Below are 24,178 nucleotides of genomic sequence, written 5' to 3'. Positions count from 1 at the left end.
TAATGATTTAACACTCTACAATTGAAAGGCAAACATGTTTTAATACAAAACTTAAGTGACTTTGAATTAAAACTGTGCTGCTAAAACCTACGACGTTCATGGTGCCAACGACTATACGGGATTATCCGGAATGGCACCTAGGACGTCAAAATTATGCTTTGTGGTATCTAGAGCTTAATGATCAGAAATTAGTTGATTATCTAGATGTCTTACGTACACATTTTTCAGAATTTTTATTAGAACCGAATAACCGTCAATATCATGTCACATTATTTGTATGTGGATTTTTAACCCATGAACCTCGTGTTTATAGTGATGACTTTAGTTTCCATGATTTCTCAAAACAAAGAGAAATTTTAAAAAAAGAAAATATTTCACCATTTCGATTAAAAATTGGTTCAGTTGATAGTTTTAGTAGTGCTTTATTTGTAGAAATCCAAGATACCGATAATTTTTTATCTCACATACGTCAAAAATTAGGCATAGTTTCTAATGAAATTGCTGCTTTAGATTACTATCCTCATATCACGTTAGGCTTATATAAAAACATCTATAGTAGTGATTTGATTTTGCAAAAAATTTCTCAATTACCTGTACAATACAAAAACGCTGAATTTGAACTGAAAGTTGAGCATTTAACGTTTGGTTTTTATGAAGCTCAAACTTTACAAGGTAAGCTGTTTTCGTATCAGCATTTGTTTTTAGGTGATTCATGTTGCAACTGATTTTGGGCGGTGCCCGCTCTGGCAAAAGTCGACTCGCTGAACAAACGGCAATATCTACACAATTACCTGTGACTTATGTGGCGACAGCGCAAGCGCTTGATCCAGAAATGCAAAGTCGAATTGAACACCATCAAAATCAGCGTCCTGCTCACTGGTCTTTGGTTGAAGAACCATTATATTTAGCAAATGCTCTACAAAAAATTGATCGACCTAATCAAATTATTTTGGTGGATTGTTTAACGCTTTGGCTAACCAATTTGTTACTTTTAGATGATCAAAGTGTTCAACAACTTGAGTGTGAGCAGCTGTTAAATGTTTTACCTACGCTTGAGTCAGAAGTTATTTTAGTAAGTAATGAAACGGGTTTAGGCGTTGTGCCACTCGGTGAGATAAGTCGACGATTTGTAGATGAAGCAGGCAGACTACATCAAGCTCTAGGGCAAATTGCAGATAAGGTTGTGTTTTGTGTGGCTGGTTTTCCAATGATTTTAAAAGGTGAGAAATAAAATGAACTGGTGGTTAGAATCTGTAAAGCAACCTAATTTGGACGTGAAACAACAAGCTGAACAACATCAACTCCAGCTCACCAAACCTACTGGTGCCTTAGGTGATTTAGAACTGATAGCAGTTAAACTTGCTAGTTTACAGTCAAATGCACATCCACAAGTTAACCATCCATGGATTACAATTTTTGCAGGCGATCATGGTGTGGTTGAAGAAAATATTTCTGCATATCCTCAAGCCGTAACCCGTCAAATGCTGCAAAACTTCACGACCGGTGGTGCAGCAATTAGTGTCATTGCCAAATATCATCAAGCTCATTTGCAAGTGATTGATTGCGGTACCGTAGGCGAAGCATACGAATACGTAGGTGTTGAGCGTCATTGTATTCGTGCTGGGACAGCAAATTTTGCCAAACAAGCCGCAATGAATGCTGATGAATGTCGTGCTGCTTTAGAGTTGGGAAAAAAGAGTGTAGATACAGCTAAAGCCGATGGCGCAGATATTTATATTGCTGGTGAAATGGGAATTGGAAATACTTGTTCCGCTTCTGCCTTAGCCTGTCTTTTATTAAATGATACTGCTGAACAATTAACTGGAGTCGGGACAGGAATTGGTGCCGATCAGCTAAGACACAAAATTGAAGTCATTGAACAAGCAATTGAACTTCACCATAAACATGTTACTGGTGATGCATTCAAAACATTGTGTGCAGTTGGTGGATTGGAAATTGCGGCAATTGTAGGTGCTTATATTCGATGTGCGCAGATGGGCTTACCTATTATTGTGGATGGCTTTATTAGTTCGGTTGCTGCTTTATGCGCGGTACGAATGAACCCTAAAGTACGTGACTGGATGTTGTTTGGTCATCAATCGGCTGAATACGGTCATCGCCGTATTTTACAAGAATTCAATGCTGAGCCAATTTTAAAAATGAATTTACGGTTAGGTGAAGGTAGTGGTGCTGGTACTGCCTTAGCATTAGTTAAAATGGCATGTGTATTACACAACCAAATGGCTACTTTTGCTCAAGCTGCCGTAAGCGGGGATAAAATTGGGTAAATTCAGAATCGATTTACTCAGACATGGCGAGAGTCAATATAGCCATACTTTACGTGGCCATTTGGATGATGAGTTAACGGAAAAAGGTTGGCAGCAGATGCAGTCAACCATTCAGCAAGTTGCAAATCAGTCATGGGATGTCATTATAAGTTCATCATTAAAACGTTGTGCTTGTTTTGCTGAGAAACTTGCAAAGACAACTCAGCTACCTTTACTTTTAAACCATGACTTAAAAGAAATGTATTTTGGTGAGTGGGAAGGTGTCTCAACTCAGCAAATTTATGAAACTTCACCGGAATTACTGGCAAATTTTTGGCAAAAACCGAGTCAATATTGTCCACCGCATGCAGAAACATTAATGCAATTTCAAACAAGGGTGCTTAAAGGCTTTCAGGAACTACTTGTAGAGATGCAAAACCAAAACTGGCAACATGCATTGGTTGTTACCCATGGCGGTGTGATTAAGCTATTAGCTTGTTTGGCCACGCAACAACCTTTAGATGATTTGCTAAAAATGCCGGCAGAGCTTGGGAAATTATATTCATTCGAATTTTCTGAAACAGATGGTCAATTAACTTTCATGTTGAGATAGCAACCTTATATTTCTCTACACATGTAAGTTATTATTTTTATAAAAGATATTTGAGTGATTGTAATAGAACTGTCATTGCTAAAAATTAAGCTATTGGCATTTCTTATTAATCACTCATCTGACTTATGAATATTTTATTTAAAACGACTGTGCTCGCAGCATCATTATTACTTGTGGCTTGTAACAATAATGATGATCAAAACATTCAAACAGCTGCCCCAACAAATTCATCAAAATATTATCAAACTAAAACGCCTTACCAACCACAACAAGAAATAAAAAACTATGAACAAGCACCCAATGGGTTCCAGCCAGTTTTTACAGAATTAGTGGCACGTCACGGTTCAAGAGGTCTCTCAAGTCTGAAATATGATTTGGCACTTTATAATTTATGGAAACAGGCAAAAGCAGAAAATGCCTTAACACCATTAGGTGAACAATTGGGTGCTGATTTAGAAGCAATGATGAAAGCCAATATCTTATTAGGCTATGGCGTGGAAGGAATCCGCCAGTACGGTTATGGAAATGAAACCATGACAGGTATTTTAGAACACCGCGGCATTGCAGATCGTTTATTACAACGCTTACCAAGTCTTTTAAATTCGCAAGCATCTATATTGGTACAAAGTTCTGGGGTGGATCGTGCGGTAGATAGTGCTAAGTTCTTCACGGCTGAACTCATTCAACAACAACCGCAACTTAAAGATAAAATTGTACCAACGTCTTATACCAATTTATCGAGTGCAAGCGTTCCAAGTGTTGAAGATGGTGGTGTTGATCGTTTTAAACTCTATTTTCATAGTTTGAATGCAGATGAAGATTTAACTCAGCCATTGAGTCCTAATCAACAAAAAATTTATGATGCTAGTCAGGCCTATCAAGATTTTGAAGAAAATAATAAAGATTTAGCCCAAAAGTTAGATGAGTTATCAAAAAATACAGCAGCTGAAAAAACGGCCCAAATTGTACTTAATATGATTTTTAAAGCGGATTTTATTAAAAAACTGGGTACAACAGGTTATAGCTTTAGCAATACCGGATCCTTTACGGTAACTTCACCTAAAGGTGAGCAAATTATTGAAAAAGGTAAGGGGAAAAATACGATTGCCAGTGCAGTTGATGCAGCAGCTTATATTTATGAGCTCTATGCAATTTCTGGTGGTATGAAAGATGAGTTAAAAGGTATCGATTTTGATAAATATATGCCGTTAGATGCTGCGAAATTCTACGCTGAATTTAATGATGCAAACGATTTTTACGAAAAAGGCCCAAGTTTTACCGAGTCAAATCAAGTCACAAGTGAAATTGCTCAAGGACTTAAACAGGACTTGTTCCAACAAGTTGACGCCGTGGTAAATAAAGCTCAGCCTTACAAAGCAGTTTTACGGTTTGCCCATGCTGAAATTATTATTCCTTTGGCAACCAGCCTAGATTTACATAATATGATGCAGCCTTTACCACTACGTCAGACTTATAATTACTCAACCAGCGCATGGCGCGGTGAAGTAGTTTCACCTATGGCAGCAAATGTCCAATGGGATATTTACCAAAATAGCCAAGGCAATACTTTGGTAAAAATGCTTTATAACGAAAAAGAAACTTTGTTCAAATCTGTATGTAACTATGCGCGTTATACACCAACTAGTTTTTACTACGACTACATTAAATTGAAACAGTGCTATCAAATGCAATAGATTTTCAGTTTTTGGAGTCTTTAACCGGAATAGGGATTGCTATTCCCATTTTTATTTATTCATAATCCAATTTGTTTTTAAATATAGATCAGTTAGAGACTTGGATATGACACCTTTTTGGATTGCATTGCAATTTTTAACTGTTCTGCCTATTGAGCTAAAGACAATGCCAACGGCGCAACAAAATGGCCGAGCTATTTTGTTTTATCCTTTAGTCGGGCTGATTATTGGTGGCATTCTTTTTCTTATGTCGTGTCTTTTAGCCAAACTCCCGATTGTTTTACTTGCTGCAATCATACTCATTTTATGGATTTGGCTGACAGGGGGATTACATTTAGACGGGCTAGCAGATACGGCAGATGCATGGGTAGGCGGTTTTGGAGACAAACTACGTACTTTGCAAATTATGAAGGATCCAAGTTGTGGTCCAATTGGAGTGCTAAGTTTAGTTATTATTTGTTTGCTCAAGTTTGTACTGATTTATGTGTTGATTGAACAGCATCAAACGTTATTTTTAGTCTTTGTTCCCGTACTTGGCCGTGTTGCACCGTCTATTTTGTTTTTAACTACACCATATGTCCGTGAAAAAGGTTTAGGCCGTTCATTGACTGATCATTTACCTAAAACAGCCTCATGGATAATAACTGCGATAGTTTTGTTATTGGCTTTATATTGGGAATGGCAAGGACTCATCGCCATTATTTGCTTTTTGATCAGTCTGGTTTATTTAAGACATCTTTTTATTAAAAGAATTGGCGGTATTACAGGTGATACAGTCGGGGCAGCGATGGAGCTTAGCGAAACCGTGCTGCTTTTTTCTTTTGTGGTGAGTTATTTTTATTTATAGCTAGATAAAAGCTTGTGGCCAAATTGATGACCACAAACTTAAAGTTGATTAATCACCAAAGTGATAGCGTAGACCTAATAAATAAGTACGTGGTGCAGCTGGCGTATAGCTCACTTCATTATTGCTAAAAGAAGTACTTTCAGCATAATGAGTATCTGCCACATTTAAAATCTGACCATATACCTCATAAGCTTTTTTACGATAGTTCGCACGAAGATTGAGTACTGTGTGTCCGTCATATTTTTGTGTATTAGCATCATTAATCCAATATGAACCTACATAGACACCTTCTGCTGAAAGTAGTAGTTCGGGAATTGGTTTAATTTGATATTCCAGCGTACCAAAAGTTTTTGGGGCACTTGGCATATCATTACCACTATAGTCGATAGTGGATGATGGCTGAAATTGTTCATAACGATGGCTAGCCCAGCTACCTGATAGTTTCAGTTTTTGGTCAAGCTGATCGGAAATTTGCCAAGTTGCACCCACTTCAATACCTTCGTGACGAGTTTTACCCGCATTCCGTGGTTCACGGCTATTATCTGGCTTGGTATAACTAATTACTTCATCTTCACCATTTAAACGATAAAGCGTAATTTCACCGTCCAAACGATCATTCAATGTTTTAAAGCGAATACCTGCATCAATATTGGTAAAAGTTGCTTCAGTCAAATTTGGTGTGACTAAATTTGCGCCGTAAAGGCTACTAACTTCTGGTGGGACAAAGCCTTGTGACCAGTTTGTATAGAAGTCAATTTGTGGTGTTACGTTCCAAATTGCACCTAGTTTCGGACTGGCCTTATGAAAGTTTCGCGTTTCATCTGGTGCGCCCGTAACATTAGATGGAGTTAAATTATTTTGATAATCATAACGAATCCAGTCATAACGAGCGCCGCCGACTAAGTTTAAAGTAGGTAGAGCTTGCCAGTTAGCTTGGGCGTAGATTGCTTCATTATCAACATCGACATCAAAATCACGTAAAAGTTTTCGCTGTTTAAAACCGGTATAAATACGGGTAACTGGATCTCGAAAAACTTCAATGTCATTGGTTCGACCTTGGGTCGGAGAATGCTCAGCCATGCCACCGACAACTAACTTAACTTGGCCTAACGTTGCTGAATGCTGTAAGTTAAGCCCATAGGACTGAAAACTATTGTATGTTGTTTGTCCGCTGTATGTTCCTGTTGCAACTCCATCTTTCTTATCTGTTTTTATGTTATAGCTTGGGTTTTGCTCAGTTGTATTGTCTCGATAATATAAAGTAATTTGGCTTTGTTGCTGATCATTCCAGTCATGGCTAAGCTGGGAAGACAATCGAGTTGCATCTACTTCACGGTAGGTAAATGTCTGATAGCTATAGCCAGGGCGTTGACTATAATCTTCAGCATTTAAACTACCTGTCATATCTGCATATAAGTGGTTATAACTAAAAATGTTTTTCAGTTTAGTTGTGTCTGAAATTTGCCAATCATGACGTAAGGTAACGCTTTGTTTATCTGATTCGGCATGATCTTGCCAGCTATCACCGCGATCACTGGCATAGGCAGAAATTCTTAAACCATGTGTTCCGTTGTTTGTATCAAAAGTATCAGATGCCCCTACATCTACACGGCGATAACCTTCGCTACTCGCACTCAGGCCAATATCAGCTGTTGGTGTTGTACTTGGCGCCTTTGTTAAAAAATTAATAGTTCCGCCAATGGCATTGCTCCCATAAACACTACTCGCAGGTCCACGCAAAATTTCAATATTGTCCACGCCAGCCATATTCATTTCGTATAGGGCATTGTGGTTAAACACGCCTACAGGACGAATTGAAAGACCATCTTCTAAATATTGATATACAGCTGCGGTTGTCATGGGTTGGCGTATAGACATCATGTGCTGCTCATTACCAAGGTCATTCATTAAAACCCCTGGTGTCTGGTTCACAAGTTGTCCAATAAACGTGGCATGTTTATTTTCAATTTGGTCATTATTAATTTGGCTAATCGCTGCTGGTGTTTTATTGAGTGTTTCACCTTCACGGCTTGCTGTGACTACAATCGTAGTTAATGTTTTTGTGTCACTATTTGCTGGTGTTAAATCTTCAGCAAAAATAATAGGGCTGGCTGAGGCAGAAAAGCACGCCGCACTTAAAACAGATAAGCGGAATTTGAGGGATAACATATTTTGGCCCTATAAAAAGCAATAAGTTTTGAGTCCTTGAAAATCAAGGATGGTAAAAGTTGCGTTTTTACAGAGCAGCAGGTGGGGCGTGTTTAATCGGTAAAATATAGAAGGTAGGGGGAAGTTCTAGCTGTATTGTCCACGTATGGCACAGGCATCGTACACGGGTAAACCAACGTAAAATTAAAACAAAAATCAAAGCAATTAAAGGAATTAAAATTGCTGCATCTAGACCATGCGTACAAAGCGGACAATGTTTCATGATTTGAGTAGCTAGAGCAAAAACTTCTTGAGCATGCGAACTATGAAATTTATCTTGAACAGATTCCATATGGTGATGGGCATGTGAAGAGTGATGCTGCTGAGTATTGAAATTTTGTTGGTGAAATGAATGCTCTAGCGTGACTGGCTGACAGTGACTAGGCATGGTGTATAACTCAGGTACGATGCCAATTTGCACTAAAGTAGGCAAAAAAATGTGCCATAGTAAACACAGCAAAGTGATAGCACTTAAAAGCGTGCGCCACTTCAGCAAATGTTGACGGAAACTCAGCACCATATTCTAGGCGGTCGTAGTGGAAAAGCTCGCCGAAGTATAATCAAAAAAGAAAAGTCATCATAGATAAATTCCGACAAAGAAAAATAAAAAAGCCCTCAAAAATGAGGGCTTAATTGATCTTCTTAAAAAGATGAATTAACGATTTGGTAAAACGTCTTTTAAAGCTTCATGCATTTCAAGTAATGTTTTTTCAGTCGTTTCCCAGTCAATACAGCCATCAGTCACTGATTTTCCATATTCGAGATCACAAAGATTCTCAGGAATATCTTGGCGGCCGCCTTTTAAGTGACTTTCAACCATAAGACCAACAATTGACTTATTACCATCTAAAATTTGTTCAGTAATATTTTTAAGAACAAGTGGTTGTAAGTACGGGTCTTTATTTGAGTTTGCGTGGCTCGCATCAATCATGATTTTAGTGCTAACTTTTGCTTTTGCTAAAGCATTTTCTGCTTCTTCAACAGAGCCAGCATCGTAGTTTGGCTTACCATTACCACCACGTAATACTACGTGTGCGTAAGGGTTACCACTCGTATTAATAATCGAAACTTGTCCGTCTTCATTAAGGCCTAAGAAGCTATGACCATATTTAACAGACTGCATCGCATTGGTTGCAACAGTTAAACCGCCATCTGTACCATTTTTAAAACCTACTGGTGATGATAGACCAGAAGACATTTCACGGTGAGTTTGGCTTTCGGTTGTACGTGCACCAATTGCAGACCAAGAAATTAAGTCTTGGTAGTACTGCGGAGAGTTCGGGTCAAGTGCTTCAGTTGCACATGGTAAACCTTTTTCATTTAATTCAAGCAAAAGCTTACGACCAATGCGTAAACCTTTTTCAATATTAAAAGAGTCATTCATGTCAGGGTCATTAATTAGACCTTTCCAACCAATTGTTGTACGTGGTTTTTCAAAATAAACACGCATAACTAAATACAATGAATCTTTAACCTTTTCACTTAATGCTTTTAAACGATCGGCATATTCGTGAGCAGCTTTTGGATCATGAATAGAGCAAGGACCAATAACGACAAACAAACGCTTATCTGAACCATCTAAAATATTACGAATGGTATCGCGACCTTTTAGAACAGTTTGTGAAGCAACATCAGATAAAGGAAGTTCTGACTTAAGTTCAGCTGGTGTTACAAGAGTTTGAATGCTTTTAATATTAACGTCGTCGATATCTGGCTTTGAAACGGAATTTGAATGTGTAGTCATTGCTGTCACTGGTTCGATCATACTAAAGGTTGTTTTGTGTACTGAATATACCATGAAATAATTATGAAAATCCTACATCTCATGGTATTTCAGTTTGGAAAAATCTTATTGATTTTGCTATCTTTCAGTTGAGTTGCTTGTTTTTTCAGCAACCACAGCTTGTTGTTGTACCACAGGTGCTTTCGGTTTTGCTTTGACTGGGTGAATCATAAAGTTAACACCGAGGGCAAATAGGGTAATCCCTAAAATTTTTCGGATTAAACGTTCTGGCATACGAGAACTAATGAGCGTACCAACAATAATTGCAGGAATTGAACCCACCAATAACCACATAAGAAGCGTAAAGTCGACGTTACCAGCACTCATATGTCCAAGGCCAGCCACTAAAGTGAGCAATACGGCATGTACAACATCGGAACCAATAATTCGAATCATTGGTAAGTTTGGGAACATGATCACGAGTGCCATAATCCCAAATGCACCAGCACCGACTGATGAAAGCGTTACGAATACACCTAAGATGATGCCCATAACCACGATAAAGCTACGTTTCTTATGGATAGCTAAATGCTCAGTCTCAGTTTGAGTGACTTCTTTATTTCTAAAACGACTGAAGAACTTCTCAATACGAGAGCGGAAAATGATAGATACACCAGTTAAAGTCAGCATAAAACCTAACACCATGGTGAGTACAGCTTTATAGTGTGTTGACTGACTTAAATAATGCTCAAGTACCCATGTAGTACCGAAAGATGCAGGAATACTACCTACTGCTAACCATAAAACAATTGGCCAGACAATATTGAGCTTTCTAGCGTGAACCATTGATCCACAAAATTTTGAAATTGCGGCATAAAGTAAATCGGTACCAATTGCGATATGAGGTTCAATTCTAAAAAGGCCAATTAAAATTGGAGTCATTAATGATCCACCACCAACTCCTGTAATCCCTACACAGAAACCAACTAACATACCTGCTAAGATAAATTCAAAAGCACCAGACATCTTTATCGCCACTTATCACGAAACGCACATATCTTATTCCTTTTAGAGATAAACAGTTGTCATGAATAATGATTTGCTTATGCAAAAAAAAGCTAAGCAATCAAAATATTGCTTAGCTTGTTCTATTTTTCATCATTTTTTAAAGAAAACGATTATTTCGAAGACTTTAGAGGATTAACTAAAAGTATAAGAATAAAAGTTAACGGCGTTGCAAAGATCCACCAACTGACAAAACCAATTGAAAATTTATAGTGTTGAATAAGAATTAATGCACATAAACCAAATAATATGAATGCAGCTATTTTAAAGCATCGATAATACTTTTGAGCTAAAGATTTGAAATGTCCTGTCGATTTCGGTGATCGATATTTTTCGCTCGCCATAAATAACAAATACATACCTAATAAAATTAAGATGAAAGCTATAAGAATCATGAGCTCACCTCAGTATTTAGTTTATTCAGTTTTTTTTGAATCTTTGCGACAGCTTTATGCTGGATAGGTTGAATTTTGCAGAATATAAAAATTGCTAAAGCTGCAAAGATCCATAAAAATATATCTACACGTGCAAAGGTCCAATAATCTCTGAGGCTTTGAACATACTCATGTTTAAGCAAATAACTTAGATTTAAGATGGGAAGTGCAATACTGAGCATAATAAAAACGCAAAGTTGAGTTCGCCATAAATGCTGCTTTCTAGTGATTAAAGCAATGATTAAGCTGATTAACCAAACTAAGAAAAAGCTATAAATTTCATAATTGATCGTGGTTGAAGTGACTGTAAACAATCGATTGGCGCTTAAATAGGCGACAGTTGCACAAGGTAATCCAACAAACGCTGCAACATTCAATCGGTCAACTAAATAGTGCCCGAAATGAAACTTACTATTCTTATTTTGAATTTGTCGTTTAAGACTCCACAGTAACAAACCAGAGGCAATCATTACACAGCCTAAAATGCCTGAGAAAAAGAATCCTAAACGAAGTAAAGGCTGAGCAAATGTCGCCATATGTAGCCCATAGACACCCGCATTTAACGTTGCAATAGGACTATTATTACGTGTGTCTTCTAAGACTTTGCCAGTTGAAGCATTTAATGTAATTTGAGCTTGATTACGAGTAATAGAGCGGTCTTCTTGCTGAATAAATGTAATTTGCGCCTGATTGGTATTCGGGTTTTTCACACTAATCGTTGATAAAGGTTGATTACCCCAACTTTGTTGAACTTGGTTCAATAGCTTATCAATAGCTAAGTTTTGAGCAGGCTGGATTGATTGATTCTCAAGTACAGTCTTTGTACGGATTTCGGTAAAATATTGATAAGGGTTTTCAGGGTAAATCTTTTGCATTCCCCAAGGTAGATATAAATAAAAGAAAATAGCTAAGCCCGTAAATGTAATGGTTAAAAAGAAGGGCAGTGCAACGACTGAAGAAATATTGTGAAAGTCTAACCATGAACGCTGAGACTTAAATGTGCGTAAAGTAAAAAAGTCGGTAAATATTTTTTTATGGGTAATAATGCCCGAAACTAAAGCAATCAGCATAATAAATGCGGCAAGACACACGACTAATCGCCCAACTATTATTGGAATGCCAAAAAGTTGGTAATGGAAGCGGTAAAAAAAATCGCCGCCTAGAGTTGCCGAAAGTTGAAGTTCTTTTCCCGTGTTAGCATCAAGTGTGGCATTGCCATAACCGCCGTCAGCTTTTTCCCAATACATAGTGTTGACGGGACTTTCAGGTGTAGCCACAGTTAAATACCAAGATTTGGCATCTGGAGCGTTTTCTTGTAAATATTGATATGCTGTTTTAATGGCAATATCTTGTTTTACTTCATATTGTGCAAGTGCAGGCTGCATCCATAAATTAATTTCATGGCGGTAATAGGACAAACTTCCCATTAAGAAAATGGCAAATACGAGCCATCCAAATATTAAGCCAGTCCATGAGTGTAGCCATGCCATAGATTGACGTATACCTTTATGCATAACCCACCATACGCGTCATAAAAAAGAAAAGGGCACACAAAACAATTGATAGCCCAGTGAGTTTCAAAAGTGATTGAACGCAGAAACCAACAACCACAAAGATGACGTAAAATAGAATTGCTATAAATGCTGCGAGATATATAGCTTCAGCTTTGTCGAGGGTCAAAAGGAAAATTCCAATGAGTCCAAGACTTAAATATGCCATACAGGCAAAGCCCATACCGAAAACTAGCAAGAATCGATAGAAAACTTTTATACGATATGACAATGGGAGATTTACAGTTTTGGACATCTTTACTGACACATACACAAAAATAATAAGTAAAGCCAATCCCTAAATTGGGATTGGCTACGATATTAATATTTAAACTTTACAGCAACTGTATAGTTGGCAGAAGGACCATAAAAAGCTTGGCCATCTGGAAAACTATTTAAATATTTCTTGTCAAAAATATTATTACCATTTGCTTGAAGCGTAATATGATCGTTGACTTCATAGCTCGCCATTAAATTAACTAAAGCATATGCATCTTGTTTAATCGTACTATTAACATTTGAATCATATAACTTTATCCCATCTTGCCATTGTAAGCCTGCACCAACTTTTAGCTTCGGTAAAACTGGTGGCGTGTAGGTGGTTAGCATGTTAAGTGTCTGGTTTGGATTATAAGTTCTTGCCTCGCCGCCATTTTTAATATCTTTAATACTAAATTGAGCATAGCCGAAAGAAAGATTCACATTATTTGTGATTTGACCTGATAAGCCGACTTCTACACCTTGTGACTCTAAATCACTGGTTGGTACTTTTCGATTAAGTGGATTTCCGTCAGAGCTACGTAGAGGGTAATTATTTTGTTCAGTTTTAAATACTGAAAGTGTTCCTGTTAAACGGTCATCTAACCATGAACTTTTTATGCCCATCTCATAGCTTTTACCATCAATAGGTTTTAAAGCTTGATTGGTATCTTTATCAATACCAGTTTGAGGACGGAAAATTGAGGTGTAACTCATATAACCTGTATATTCAGGTGTAAAGTTATAAGTTAGTCCAACATAGGGTGAGACTTTACTTTCACTATATGACATTGGTGAACCATAACTTTCACCTTTACTTTCAGCTTGGACATAGTTTGCACCAAGTAAAAGTTTTAAATCTTCATTAAGATGTAAGCGTGTCGCAGCATAGATGGAATTAATATTCTGCTTATAGTTTGCGGCTTCTGTGAAGTCTGACCAAGTTACAGATTGCGGTGTCCAACTTGACCAATCCGTAGTGGTTGATTTTATAACGTTACTATCGTTAATCGTTCCTGTAGATTGTTTATCTTGCTGATGATTACGTACATAGCTGTAGCCTAAAGATGCTTCATGTTCTCGATTGAAAAGTTTATATGTTCCTTCGAGATTAAAATCGACAGCATGTTTTTCTTGGTGCTCTTGACCACCCCAAGGAGTTAGAGAAACACCTGATCCATCAGCTTTTGGATAACCATAATAATAAAGAAGACGACTATTATGCTTGGTATCAAGATAGTTATAGGTCAGCTTAGCGGTCCACTGATCATTAATTTTTTGCTTTAATTCAACAAAAGCATTTTGTGTTTCATTATCCCAGTGTGCCCAGTCAGGGTTAGGGTTATATGAGCGATCATATGAAATTTGTTTACCATTGGCATCTAACAAAGGCAGAGCACCCCAGTTGTTTGCATTGGGTTTATTTTGTTCTTGGCTATAACCTGCGGTCAGTAAAGTACTATCTGTCAAATCAGCTTCAATAATACCCGAGAAACCATTTCTCTCTGACGAATATCGATCAAGGTAAGAATCACCAGTTTGCTCATAGCCCATAATACGGCCACGTACTTTTCCACTCGGTATTATTGCGCCCGAGACATCAGCTTCATAACGCTGCGTATCCCAAGAACCATAACTTAAACCGCCACTTGCTTGGAATTCTTGAGTCGGGCGTTTTCTAATATTATTGATTGTTGCGCTTGGATCACCGAAGGCGTTAGTTAAAGAATCAGCACCTTTAACAACTTCTACACGATCATAGAAATAAGTATCAGGATTCGTATTGTTATAGTTATAACCTGAGAGGGGAAAACCCACGCCGTCAGTTAATATATTTGAAATCTCAAAACCGCGAGCCATATAAGTAGTTCGCTCAGTTTCTTGATTAGATACGGTTACACCTGGGGTATTTTTTAAAACATCTCGGGTGCTGGTAAGTCCAAAATCTTCAATTTGCTGACGAGTAACGACATTAATAGTTTGAGGAGTTTCTTTAGCCTCTATATTAAGCTTGGTTGCGCTACTTGAGTTCTTAACATTATATGCTTTGGTTTGTTCAGAAGACTGCTCAGCATTTGATGCTTTAACTTGGATCGTTTGTAAAGATTGTACCTCTGAGTCTTGAGCATAAGAGAGGTTTGCATAACAAATCGCGCAGGCGATTACAGTAAGCTTAAATGGTCGAGGTGGGATATTCATAAGATTAAGGATAATGTAAATAATTCTCATTTATTTTATTGTTTGTAAATGTAAGCTACAATTCAAATTGCATTGTTAATTTAGATTAAAATATGGTGAATGAATGTAATTTTAGATAGCTTGTGCTGTAGCTGCTCTTGGTAAGTACATATAGATCAAGTTCAAGATTGATAAACCTCTATGCTAGAATGCATTATTTCAAATTCTTGGGTAAATCACCTTGGCAAACCGAAAACTTAAAATAGGCATTGTAGTTGGGGAAGTTTCTGGAGATACGCTTGGTGTGAAACTTATGCGTAGTTTTCGAGAACAAGGAATCGATGCCGAATTTGAGGGAATCGGTGGTCCTCAAATGATTGCTGAAGGTTTTAACAGTTATTACCCAATGGAAACTCTGTCTGTGATGGGGATTGTTGAGGTATTAAAAGACTTAAAAAAATTATTCGCCGTGCGGGATGGTCTAATTAACCAATGGACTCAAAATCCAGTTGATATTTTTATTGGTATTGATGCGCCAGACTTTAACCTCAGACTTTCTAAAAGTATTAAAGAAAAGAATCTTCCAATAAAAACAGTTCAATATGTCAGTCCTTCAGTTTGGGCGTGGCGTCAAGGACGTGTTCATGGCATTAAACAGAGTATAGATTTAGTACTTTGCTTATTTCCTTTTGAAAAAGTTTTTTATGAACGATATGAAGTTCCAGCAGCGTTTGTAGGTCATCCATTAGCTAAACAATTGCCACTTGAGAACCCAATTCAAATTGCCAAACAGCAATTAGGTCTTAATGAAAATCAAAAACATATTGCTTTGTTACCAGGTAGCCGAAAAGGTGAGGTAGAACGACTTTTGCCTATGTTGCTTGGAACTGCCAATATTCTGCATAAGAAATATCCAGATATTCAATTTTTAATTCCCGCAATTAACGATGCACGGAAACAACAGATTGAGCAGGGTGTTGAACAATTAGCGCCTAATTTGAAAACTGTAATTCATATTTTAGAAAATACAGATAGTGAGTCTAAAGTTGGCCGTATGGTCATGAATGCAAGTGATATCATTGCCTTAGCTTCTGGGACTGCAACATTAGAAGCCATGCTCATGCATAGACCAATGGTCACTTTCTATAAATTGCATTGGTTGACCTATATAATTGCTAAGCTTTTGGTGAAAATTCCTTATTATTCTTTGCCTAATATTATTGCGGGTAAGAAAGTCATTGAAGAGCTGATTCAAGCTGATGCCACACCAGAACATTTAGCAAGTGAAATAGAAAAACTAATGAATGTTGAGACAGCTCAAATTCAAGTGATGCAACATTTAACCATGCATAAACAACTTATTTCTGGAAATACAGAAGATCCGGTACAAGCCATTTTGCAATGTTTGAATCGCTAATTTTTAAGATTTGATTGGCTAATTGCTTTTAATCCTGCTAATGAAAATTTTTTAAAATGTTCAACTAAATCATGTAATGGCATCTGGGCAATATTTTTAAGCGGCTCAGGTGCTTGAGCATTAGGTCCGGCAATAATGAGCATCATGCAAGGTGTCATCACGCTTAAAATACAAGGCAAAACAGCTGGATCATTTTCATCTAAACCAGCAACTTGACTAATGAGCCTACGAATAAGAAAAAATTTCCTCATACCTGCAAGTTCAATAAAATTTAATAAATGCTCAGAAGGTGAAAAGAGTTCACGAATAAAGACTTTGCCATGCCAAACATCTTTTTCGGTTAATTTATGCAGCAAGGTCTCAAGTAATAAGCTTAGCTTTTCTTCTGGTGACTGAGTGCTTTCAACAAGTTCTAGTAAATATTTTTCATCTAGATAGTGAGCGTGAGCTTCCACTAACACAGCTTGATACAGCCCTTCTCGACCATCAAAGTGATAATTAATTGCAGCCAAATCAACATTCGCAGCGTTAGCAATTGTTTTGTTCGCTGTCTTTGCAAAACCATATTGGGCAATTAAAGGTCCTGCTGCCTCAATAATTTTGGACTTGGTTAAGTCACCATCACTTCGTCTAGATCTGGACATATTTAACCCTAACTTTGATTCACCATAAAAGTATATCTTTTATTCAAAGATTGGAGTAATTTAAATTTAAATTGAATTTAAACTAATAAAATTTGAATTTAATAAGAAGGCCAATAAGATGAATAAAAAACTGATTGTCGTCGTCTTGGTTGTTATAGCTGTGGTTATCATCGGCTTTTGGGCATGGAAATATAATAATAAAAATCAAAAAGATAATGTATTAACATTATATGGAAATGTTGATATTCGCCAAGTTTCACTTGCATTTGAACAGTCTGGTCGTATAGAAAAACTGTTAGTACAAGAGGGTGATAAAGTTAAAGCAGGGCAAGTACTAGCGACTCTGAATACCAATGCACTACACATTCAGGCAAAGCAAGCTCAAGCACAACTTAAAGCTCAACAAGAGGCAATTGTTAAACAAGATGTGGGTGCTCGCCCAGAAGAAATCACTCAAGCAAAAGCACAACTTGCATCTGCCCAAGCTGAGCTTGATAAAACCAATAAAAACCTGCAACGCTTACAAATTTTGGTAAGTAGTACTGATGGTCGGGCAATTAGCCAACAGGAGCTCGACTATGCCAAAAGTAATAAAGATAGTGCCGAGGCAGCAGTCCGTGAAAGACAAGCTAATTTAGAATTGATCATTAAAGGTGCTAGACAAGAAGATCGTGAAGCGACCAAAGCACAGTATGAAGTAACCAAAGCTAATTTAGATTTAATTAACTATAACCTTACTCAAGCTGAACTAAAGTCTCCTGTAAATGCAGTGGTAAGAGCTCGGTTACAAGAAGTTGGGGATATGACAACTGCGCAAAAGGCCGTTTATACATTGACTTTGACCGATCCCAAATGGATTCGTGTGTATGTAAATGAACAAGATTTAAGTTCTATCAAGATGGGTGGCACGGCCCAAGTTATTCGTGATTCTGATTCTAATCAGCCCATTAATGGAAAAATTGGTTATATATCTTCAGTGGCAGAGTTCACCCCTAAAACAGTACAGACCGAAGAGATTAGGACAACACTGGTTTATGAGGTTCGAGTGTATGTAAATGATCCGAGTGATCAATTGAACATGGGCCAACCTGTGTCTGTAAAAGTGCCACTTGCTTCAGGTGAAAAAGCTCATGACTGATGGAACAGTAGTGGTTCAAGCTCAAAATTTGTTCATGACTTTTAAGGCTGAGAGTAAAAAGACAGCAGAAATTACGGCAATTGTTGATTTGAATATGCAAATTAACAACGGAGAACTTACCGCTTTGGTAGGTCCGGATGGCTCGGGAAAAACAACTTTATTAAGATTAATTGCAGGATTATATAAAGCGACTTCTGGTTCATTAAATGTACTTGGAATTGAAGTAAGTAAAAATCCGCAAGCTGTACAAGACCGTATTAGCTATATGCCACAACGTTTTGGACTATATGAAGACTTAAGCGTACAAGAGAATTTAGATTTATATGCCGACTTACATGGCGTTTCAAAGGATGTACGGGGGCAAAGGTTTAAACGCTTATTGGAAATAACGGATCTTACTCAATTCACTCAACGCCTAGCTGGGCAACTTTCTGGTGGGATGAAACAAAAACTAGGGCTGGCATGTACTTTAGTTCGTTCCCCAGAGTTACTGTTACTTGACGAGCCTAGTGTTGGAGTGGACCCTTTATCAAGGCGGGATTTATGGATCATTATTGAACAGCTTGTTCAAGAAGAAAACTTAAGCGTAATTATAAGTACTGCTTATATGGATGAAGCAGAAAAATGTGCTCACGTGTATATCATGCACGAAGGCAAAATTTTAAAACAAGGTTCACCTGAACAATTAAAAGAAATAGTAAGTGGACAAACGTGGAATATAAAACCTTCAGAGCTGATTAAGGCTCGGACCTTACAAGCCCAGTTACTTGATAACCATGTAGAGATTATTGATGCTGTTCCAAAGGGTGAACAAGTAAACTTTATTAGTCGTCAAAAAGAGCTATCAGCCGATATTTTACCTGAAGGGCTAAAAGCCAATGTGCGACCAGCAGAACTTGAAGATGCGTTTATGTTGTTGTTACAGCAGACTCAAAAGCAACCAAAACATATACCTATTTCTGAGCAAGCTTTTCAATTAGAACAAAACAATAATTCCAAGTCAGAGCAACCTATCATTGTAGTTAAAGATTTAGTCCGAACTTTTGGAGATTTTACTGCTGTTGCCAATACATCATTTACTGTACAACGTGGCGAAATATTTGGATTACTTGGGCCCAATGGCGCGGGTAAAACGACAACATTTCGAATGTTATGTGGATTACTACCGGCAAGTAGCGGGTATTTGGAAGTTGCTGGTAAAAATTTACGGACAGCTCGTGCTGAGGCAAGAGCCAAAGTGGGGTATGTCTCTCAAAAATTTGCACTGTATAGCAATTTAACTGTCTTAGAAAACTTGAAGTTTTTTGGTGGAGCATATGGGCTATCTGGCAAAAAACTAAATCAACAAATTGATAAAGCCTTACAGCAATACGATTTAAAGCCTCATAGTAAAAGTGGTGATTTACCGGGTGGATATAAACAACGGCTATCAATGGCTGCTGCACTATTACATGAACCAGAAATTTTATTTTTAGACGAACCCACGAGCGGAATTGACCCGCTTGCACGGCGTTCATTTTGGTACAGCATTGGTGAACTGGCAAATCAGGGCATTACCATCATTATTACCACGCACTTTATGGAAGAAGCAGAGTATTGCGACCGCATTGCCATACAAGATGTTGGAAAGTTATTAGCCTTAGGCTCTCCCCAACAAGTCCGTAAATTGGCAAGTAAAGATAAACATATTGCTGACATGAATGAGGCTTTTATAGCAATTGTGGAACAAGCACGCGCGTTAAGGCACGCTGGTTAGGAGGTCTACAATGAGCTTTGGATTTTGGAATCGGCTGACAGCATTAGTTCGTAAAGAAACTAAGCAGCTCATTCGTGATAAAAGCAGCCTCGGGATTGGACTCGTTTTGCCTGTTATTTTAATTCTACTGTTTGGTTATGGACTTTCCTTTGACTTAAATCAGGCCCGAGTCGGTGTTGTTGTCGATCAGTCTTCACCGCAGATCAATCAGGCTTTAGCTGGTTTAAATGGCTCACGATATTTAGCCAGTCAAGAGTTTCATAATTTGCCTGAAGCAGAGCAGGCCATTAGAGATGGCGAAATTGATGCTATTTTGCATTTTCATTCAGATTTTGCCAGTCAGGTACAGCAAGGTAATGCCAAGGTTCAACTATTATTAAATGGTACATCCACTACCATAGCAACAGCTCTAGAGGGATATGTTGCAGGTGCTTTAGCTACCGCGCCGTCTATACAGTTTGACCGTAGCCCAATATTAGCAACGTCAAGTGCCGTTAATATTGAACAACGAATATGGTTTAACGAATCTGGTAACAGTACTTGGTTTTTAGTCCCTGGCTTAATGGTACTCATTTTAACTTTAATTGGCGCATTTTTAACTGGTTTACTTATTGCCCGTGAAAGGGAACGGGGAACTCTAGAAGCTTTATTTGTCACACCTGTACGGCCATTTGAAATTGTATTAGCAAAACTCATTCCTTATGTGGTGATCGGCATGATTGATATCGTGATCTGTATTGTTGCTGCATATTTTATTTTTGAAGTACCTATGCGCGGTTCATTATTTTCAATTTTATCGGCTTCATTTCTCTATTTAGTTGTTTCTTTATTACTTGGTTTAACTATATCTGGCTTTGCTCAAAGTCAGTTTCAGGCAAGTCAAATTGCTTTATTGGCAAGTTTTATGCCCGCACTTATGCTTTCAGGATTTGTTTTTGATACCCGTAACTTACCTTTGGTTGTGCAAATTATTAGTCAGTTACTACCGGCTACACATTTTATGATTTTAATTAAAACCTTATTTATGGGAGGTGATGATTGGAAGTTATGGTTTAAAGAGTGCGGTTTTCTGTTGGGATATATCGTTGTTTTGATATGTGCTGTGAACTTTTCACTGAAAAAACGGTTGAGATAAAGTTATGTGGCAGCAACTAATCTCTTGGCTAAAACATTTAAGTTTTTTGGTCAAAAAAGAATTCTTAACCATTTTTAGTGACCCTGCAAATAGAGTCATTTTATTTGTACCAGCCCTCATGCAAGCACTTTTATTTGGTTATGCTGCTACTTATGATGTTAACCATGTCGATTATGCAATTTTAGACCAGAGCAATGGGCAGGTCTCACATGAACTCATCTCAAAATTAGATGGTTCTGGTATTTTTAAGCGTGTTGCAACACTTGAATATACCGATCAAATCAAACAAGTTATTGATAATCGTCAGGCACTGGTTGTAATTACGATACCGTCTGACTTTGAGAGTAAATTAAATAATAACCAAAGTTCATCTATACAAGTGATTGTTGATGGCAGGAACTCATCAACTGCTGTTGTAGCTGGTTCATATCTAAATAAAATTGTTGGTCAGTTTAATCAGCAAAAATTTAACTCAGCTCTGCCGATTAGCCTTGAAACAAGAACATGGTATAACCCAAATCAAGAGTCTCGATGGAGCCTAATGCCCTCATTAATTGCAGCCTTAAGTATGATGCAAACATTACTTTTATCAGCCTTATCAGTCGCGCGTGAACGTGAGCAAGGTACATTTGATCAGTTATTAGTGACACCGTATACACCATTACAAATTATGATTGGTAAAGCCTTACCGCCAATTTTTGTAGGGCTGATGCAATCAACCATTATTTTATTGATTATTTTGTTCTGGTTTAAAATTCCCATGAATGGCTCTATAGGGCTGCTTTATTTTGGTTTATTGAGTTTTAATGTGGCTGTAGTTGGTGTGGGCTTATCAATTTCGGCATTATCTTTAAATATGCAACAAGCTATGTTATTTACGTTTTTAATCATTATGCCTTTAATGTTGCTTTCAGGTTTATTAACTCCTGTAGAAAACATGCCAGAAGCACTACAAATAGCAACGTACGCAAATCCTTTAAGGTTTGGAATTAACTTGGTACAACGAGTTTATTTGGAAGGTGCAAGCTTTGCACAAGTTAAATTCAACTTTATTCCAATGATCATACTTGGACTGGTCACTTTACCTTTGGCAGCTTGGTTATTTAGAAACAGATTATCTTAATTAAAAAGCCCCATTTTAGGGGCTTTAAAACTTACTTAAGCACGTACAATCAGCTCGTAACCTGTATATTTACGGATATTGATAACACCGATATCAAAAATTAAATATTGACCTTTAATACCTTGTAATACACCGCGAATTTTTGGTGTTTTATCTAAGTTTAAAGACTTAATTTTTTCAGGATATTGTTCAACTGGATAAACAAACTCACGTGGCAATTCATTTTCTAGTAGTTCAACCGTTTCGTTAAATTCAAGGTTTTGACTGAATTCCTCACGAATAGTTTGAATTTTCGGTGCAAACTCTTCGATTAACTGATCACGTTGTTCAGTCAGTTTTAGAGGTTCAGCTTCTCCTTTAAGGAGTTTACGCCAGTCAGTTTTGTCAGCAACTAAAGAACCAAACATAGTTTCAAGCTGACCAGATAAACGGCGGGATCCAACTTTTAAAATTGGTAAGGCTTGTGTTGCACCTTGATCTAACCAACGGCCTGGCATATGGCTAACACGAGTAATACCCACTTTTAAAGCACTCGAATTTGCCAAATATACAATATGAGGTTGGAAACAAACATTGTGGGCAAAGTCATCTTCACGACATGTACCTAAATGATAGTGGCATGTTTCAGGTTTCATAATGCATAGGTCACATTCTGCTTTAGTTTTAAAGCATTTAAAGCAGTGGCCTTGAGAATAAGATTTTGGTGTTTTAGTGCCACAAGAAGTGCAATAAATATTACCTGTCCATTCGATTTCTAGTTCTTGTCCTAAATTAAAAGGAAGATCAATTTCTGAACGGTCTAATACAAATTTGTATTCAACATTTGCCTTGGTTGTCTGTTGATCAGTTACACTAGCATCTTTTAGGCCTGCATGCATTTTATGGCAAATGCCTTGTAGTTCCATAAAGTTTAAACTCACATCTTTCAATTAAGGGTTGCAGTTATGGCTGAACAAAATGTCATCACTTCTATGCTAGACGATTTATCAAACGAACAGCCCATTCATACTGCACTTTGTATTGGCCAGAAAATTGACCAGAATAACGCAATTCAATGGCACTATTTTACCGTAACTGAGCTTTTAAGTCTGCCTTTTACTCAGCGTTATGACTTGGGTTTTGTATTGTTTGATACAGATGAAATGCAGAACATAACTGAACTACAAAAGTCACAATTATTAGTGAAGCTAAGAGATTTATTAGCAAAGCGAATTGTTGTAGTGAGTAAACGCAGTGATGAACAGTTATTACGTTCTTTAGGTTTCACGCAACTCATTGATAAAACTTCACATGATAGTGATTTTGCTTTATGGCAATTTAACATCTTGACTTATAAGCATGTTCCAGATTGGTTTAATTCAAAGTTCTGGGCAAACCCAGAGAACTGGAATAAATTCCGCTGGTAAAAGAGCACTAAATCTCTTTCAAAATTTAACAATTTGGCTTTTGCTGTCTTCACAAGAATCCGCGTATGCTCGTGTATAAACCATACATAAGAGTTACACATGACAAATTTAAGCAACATTGTAGAAGTTTTGGCTCAGCAGGCTTTAGGTGGGAACCAGCAAGCATCAGGTCAAGGTGGTTTAGGTGGAATTTTAGGTTCAGTACTCGGACAAATGGGGGGCAATACTTCTTCTGGCACACAAGGTGGTCTTGGAGGCGTACTAGGTTCTGTATTAGGTCAAGTGACTGGAAATAATAATAACGCACCTCAAGCAGGTGGTGGCGTACAAAGTTTATTAATTGCAGTTGTACCTTTAATCTTAGGTTGGGTTCAACAACAAGGTGGTTTGCAGGCTGCTTTAGAAAAGCTAAAAGGTGCAGGTTTAGGTAATCAAGTTCAAAGCTGGGTTGATCCAAATCAAAGTAATAGCGAAGTTCCTACTCAACAATTGCAGAGTTTATTTAATCCAGCTGACATTGAGCAAGTTGCTGCGCAAGCTCAAGCTCCAAAAGAGCAAGTTTACGGTGCAATTGCTTCAGTCTTACCTCAAGTCATTGACTCATTAACACCTCAGGGTGAAAGTACCGATCATCAAGAAGCAAACCAAGACATTCAAAACGTTATGAATCTTGTAAGTGGTTTCTTAAAATAAGCTACAAAGTAAAAAAAGCCGATATAAAA

Annotated in this window: 24 protein-coding genes; 14 read left to right on the top strand and 10 right to left on the bottom strand. The window is 37.5% G+C overall.

All coding sequences use genetic code 11. The annotated features are described in order from the left end of the window. Nucleotides 1–98: 98 nt before the first annotated feature. The 6 genes from QLG01_RS14615 to QLG01_RS14590 all read left to right on the top strand — a co-directional run bounded on the left by QLG01_RS14615 (nucleotide 99) and on the right by QLG01_RS14590 (nucleotide 5,421). Nucleotides 99–725: a 2'-5' RNA ligase family protein gene (locus QLG01_RS14615; RefSeq protein ID WP_199942633.1), complete on the top strand. Its 627-nt coding sequence runs from the start codon at nucleotides 99–101 to the stop codon at nucleotides 723–725. After that, nucleotides 713–1,231: a bifunctional adenosylcobinamide kinase/adenosylcobinamide-phosphate guanylyltransferase gene (gene cobU, locus QLG01_RS14610; RefSeq protein ID WP_282496820.1), complete on the top strand. Its 519-nt coding sequence runs from the start codon at nucleotides 713–715 to the stop codon at nucleotides 1,229–1,231. The genes QLG01_RS14615 and cobU overlap by 13 nt, the downstream gene beginning before the upstream one ends. A 1-nt stretch (nucleotide 1,232) precedes the next feature. Beyond that, nucleotides 1,233–2,288, top strand: coding sequence for a nicotinate-nucleotide--dimethylbenzimidazole phosphoribosyltransferase (cobT, locus tag QLG01_RS14605; protein ID WP_282496819.1), 1,056 nt, complete (start codon nucleotides 1,233–1,235; stop codon nucleotides 2,286–2,288). Beyond that, entirely contained in the window at nucleotides 2,281–2,880 is a 600-nt protein-coding gene (locus QLG01_RS14600; protein WP_282496818.1) for a histidine phosphatase family protein, read from the top strand. The genes cobT and QLG01_RS14600 overlap by 8 nt, the downstream gene beginning before the upstream one ends. 125 nt (nucleotides 2,881–3,005) lie before the next feature. Further along, on the top strand, nucleotides 3,006–4,574 hold the full coding sequence (locus tag QLG01_RS14595; RefSeq protein ID WP_282496817.1) for a histidine-type phosphatase: 1,569 nt from the start codon (nucleotides 3,006–3,008) through the stop codon (nucleotides 4,572–4,574). A 106-nt stretch (nucleotides 4,575–4,680) separates the two neighbouring features. Continuing rightward, nucleotides 4,681–5,421, top strand: a complete 741-nt coding sequence (locus tag QLG01_RS14590) for an adenosylcobinamide-GDP ribazoletransferase (protein ID WP_282496816.1) — start codon at nucleotides 4,681–4,683, stop codon at nucleotides 5,419–5,421. 48 nt (nucleotides 5,422–5,469) lie between these two features. On the opposite strand, the gene QLG01_RS14585 is transcribed toward QLG01_RS14590, so the two are convergent. The 4 genes from QLG01_RS14585 to QLG01_RS14570 all read right to left on the bottom strand — a co-directional run bounded on the left by QLG01_RS14585 (nucleotide 5,470) and on the right by QLG01_RS14570 (nucleotide 10,378). After that, entirely contained in the window at nucleotides 5,470–7,590 is a 2,121-nt protein-coding gene (locus tag QLG01_RS14585) for a TonB-dependent receptor (protein ID WP_282496815.1), read from the bottom strand. A 67-nt stretch (nucleotides 7,591–7,657) separates the two neighbouring features. Next, on the bottom strand, nucleotides 7,658–8,149 hold the full coding sequence (locus QLG01_RS14580) for a hypothetical protein (RefSeq protein ID WP_198307949.1): 492 nt from the start codon (nucleotides 8,147–8,149) through the stop codon (nucleotides 7,658–7,660). 135 nt (nucleotides 8,150–8,284) lie between these two features. Next, nucleotides 8,285–9,394 (bottom strand): 3-deoxy-7-phosphoheptulonate synthase, encoded by a 1,110-nt coding sequence (locus QLG01_RS14575; protein WP_013198033.1) that lies wholly within the window; start codon nucleotides 9,392–9,394, stop codon nucleotides 8,285–8,287. A gap of 96 nt (nucleotides 9,395–9,490) precedes the next feature. Further along, a complete protein-coding gene (locus QLG01_RS14570; RefSeq protein ID WP_250374219.1) occupies nucleotides 9,491–10,378 on the bottom strand; it encodes a sulfite exporter TauE/SafE family protein in 888 nt (295 codons plus the stop codon). A gap of 61 nt (nucleotides 10,379–10,439) precedes the next feature. Between QLG01_RS14570 and QLG01_RS14565 the strand changes: the two genes are divergently transcribed. Beyond that, entirely contained in the window at nucleotides 10,440–10,556 is a 117-nt protein-coding gene (locus QLG01_RS14565; RefSeq protein WP_282496814.1) for a hypothetical protein, read from the top strand. Here the strand turns inward: QLG01_RS14565 and QLG01_RS14560 are convergent. The 4 genes from QLG01_RS14560 to QLG01_RS14545 all read right to left on the bottom strand — a co-directional run bounded on the left by QLG01_RS14560 (nucleotide 10,531) and on the right by QLG01_RS14545 (nucleotide 14,858). Next, entirely contained in the window at nucleotides 10,531–10,812 is a 282-nt protein-coding gene (locus tag QLG01_RS14560) for a DUF1634 domain-containing protein (RefSeq protein WP_282496813.1), read from the bottom strand. The genes QLG01_RS14565 and QLG01_RS14560 overlap by 26 nt on opposite strands. Continuing rightward, the gene (locus QLG01_RS14555; RefSeq protein WP_215903566.1) at nucleotides 10,809–12,365 is read right to left on the bottom strand and encodes a PepSY-associated TM helix domain-containing protein; all 1,557 of its coding nucleotides are present in this window, start codon (nucleotides 12,363–12,365) and stop codon (nucleotides 10,809–10,811) included. The genes QLG01_RS14560 and QLG01_RS14555 overlap by 4 nt, the downstream gene beginning before the upstream one ends. Then, on the bottom strand, nucleotides 12,358–12,657 hold the full coding sequence (locus QLG01_RS14550) for a hypothetical protein (RefSeq protein ID WP_282496812.1): 300 nt from the start codon (nucleotides 12,655–12,657) through the stop codon (nucleotides 12,358–12,360). The genes QLG01_RS14555 and QLG01_RS14550 overlap by 8 nt, the downstream gene beginning before the upstream one ends. A 65-nt stretch (nucleotides 12,658–12,722) precedes the next feature. Continuing rightward, on the bottom strand, nucleotides 12,723–14,858 hold the full coding sequence (locus QLG01_RS14545; protein ID WP_282496811.1) for a TonB-dependent siderophore receptor: 2,136 nt from the start codon (nucleotides 14,856–14,858) through the stop codon (nucleotides 12,723–12,725). A gap of 220 nt (nucleotides 14,859–15,078) precedes the next feature. Here QLG01_RS14545 and lpxB point away from each other — a divergent pair, with 220 nt between their 5' ends. Then, nucleotides 15,079–16,254: a lipid-A-disaccharide synthase gene (gene lpxB, locus QLG01_RS14540; RefSeq protein ID WP_282496810.1), complete on the top strand. Its 1,176-nt coding sequence runs from the start codon at nucleotides 15,079–15,081 to the stop codon at nucleotides 16,252–16,254. Here the strand turns inward: lpxB and QLG01_RS14535 are convergent. Continuing rightward, complete coding sequence (locus QLG01_RS14535; RefSeq protein WP_013198026.1) at nucleotides 16,251–16,898, bottom strand: CerR family C-terminal domain-containing protein; 648 nt, start codon at nucleotides 16,896–16,898, stop codon at nucleotides 16,251–16,253. The two genes, lpxB and QLG01_RS14535, sit on opposite strands and share 4 nt — an antisense overlap. Nucleotides 16,899–17,016: 118 nt before the next feature. Here QLG01_RS14535 and QLG01_RS14530 point away from each other — a divergent pair, with 118 nt between their 5' ends. The 4 genes from QLG01_RS14530 to QLG01_RS14515 are packed head-to-tail and all read left to right on the top strand — an operon-like array spanning nucleotide 17,017 to nucleotide 22,050. After that, entirely contained in the window at nucleotides 17,017–18,036 is a 1,020-nt protein-coding gene (locus QLG01_RS14530) for an HlyD family efflux transporter periplasmic adaptor subunit (protein ID WP_282496809.1), read from the top strand. Further along, nucleotides 18,029–19,792, top strand: a complete 1,764-nt coding sequence (locus QLG01_RS14525) for an ATP-binding cassette domain-containing protein (RefSeq protein WP_013198024.1) — start codon at nucleotides 18,029–18,031, stop codon at nucleotides 19,790–19,792. Before QLG01_RS14530 ends, QLG01_RS14525 begins: the two co-directional genes overlap by 8 nt. 10 nt (nucleotides 19,793–19,802) lie before the next feature. Then, on the top strand, nucleotides 19,803–20,927 hold the full coding sequence (locus tag QLG01_RS14520; RefSeq protein WP_199944588.1) for an ABC transporter permease: 1,125 nt from the start codon (nucleotides 19,803–19,805) through the stop codon (nucleotides 20,925–20,927). A gap of 4 nt (nucleotides 20,928–20,931) precedes the next feature. Beyond that, on the top strand, nucleotides 20,932–22,050 hold the full coding sequence (locus QLG01_RS14515) for an ABC transporter permease (RefSeq protein WP_013198022.1): 1,119 nt from the start codon (nucleotides 20,932–20,934) through the stop codon (nucleotides 22,048–22,050). Between the two features lie 35 nt (nucleotides 22,051–22,085). Here QLG01_RS14515 and QLG01_RS14510 read toward each other — a convergent pair whose 3' ends face one another. Beyond that, nucleotides 22,086–22,955: a DUF2797 domain-containing protein gene (locus QLG01_RS14510; protein ID WP_013198021.1), complete on the bottom strand. Its 870-nt coding sequence runs from the start codon at nucleotides 22,953–22,955 to the stop codon at nucleotides 22,086–22,088. A 39-nt stretch (nucleotides 22,956–22,994) separates the two neighbouring features. Between QLG01_RS14510 and QLG01_RS14505 the strand changes: the two genes are divergently transcribed. Both QLG01_RS14505 and QLG01_RS14500 read left to right on the top strand, forming a co-directional pair. After that, nucleotides 22,995–23,456: a DUF6231 family protein gene (locus QLG01_RS14505; protein ID WP_005304907.1), complete on the top strand. Its 462-nt coding sequence runs from the start codon at nucleotides 22,995–22,997 to the stop codon at nucleotides 23,454–23,456. Between the two features lie 99 nt (nucleotides 23,457–23,555). Next, complete coding sequence (locus QLG01_RS14500) at nucleotides 23,556–24,149, top strand: YidB family protein (RefSeq protein WP_049836562.1); 594 nt, start codon at nucleotides 23,556–23,558, stop codon at nucleotides 24,147–24,149. The last annotated feature ends 29 nt before the right edge of the window (nucleotides 24,150–24,178 follow it).

It is taken from the genome of Acinetobacter sp. V89_4, from assembly GCF_029967875.1.
Classification (GTDB): domain Bacteria; phylum Pseudomonadota; class Gammaproteobacteria; order Pseudomonadales; family Moraxellaceae; genus Acinetobacter; species Acinetobacter oleivorans.
This window is presented reverse-complemented; position numbering and strand designations above follow the sequence as displayed.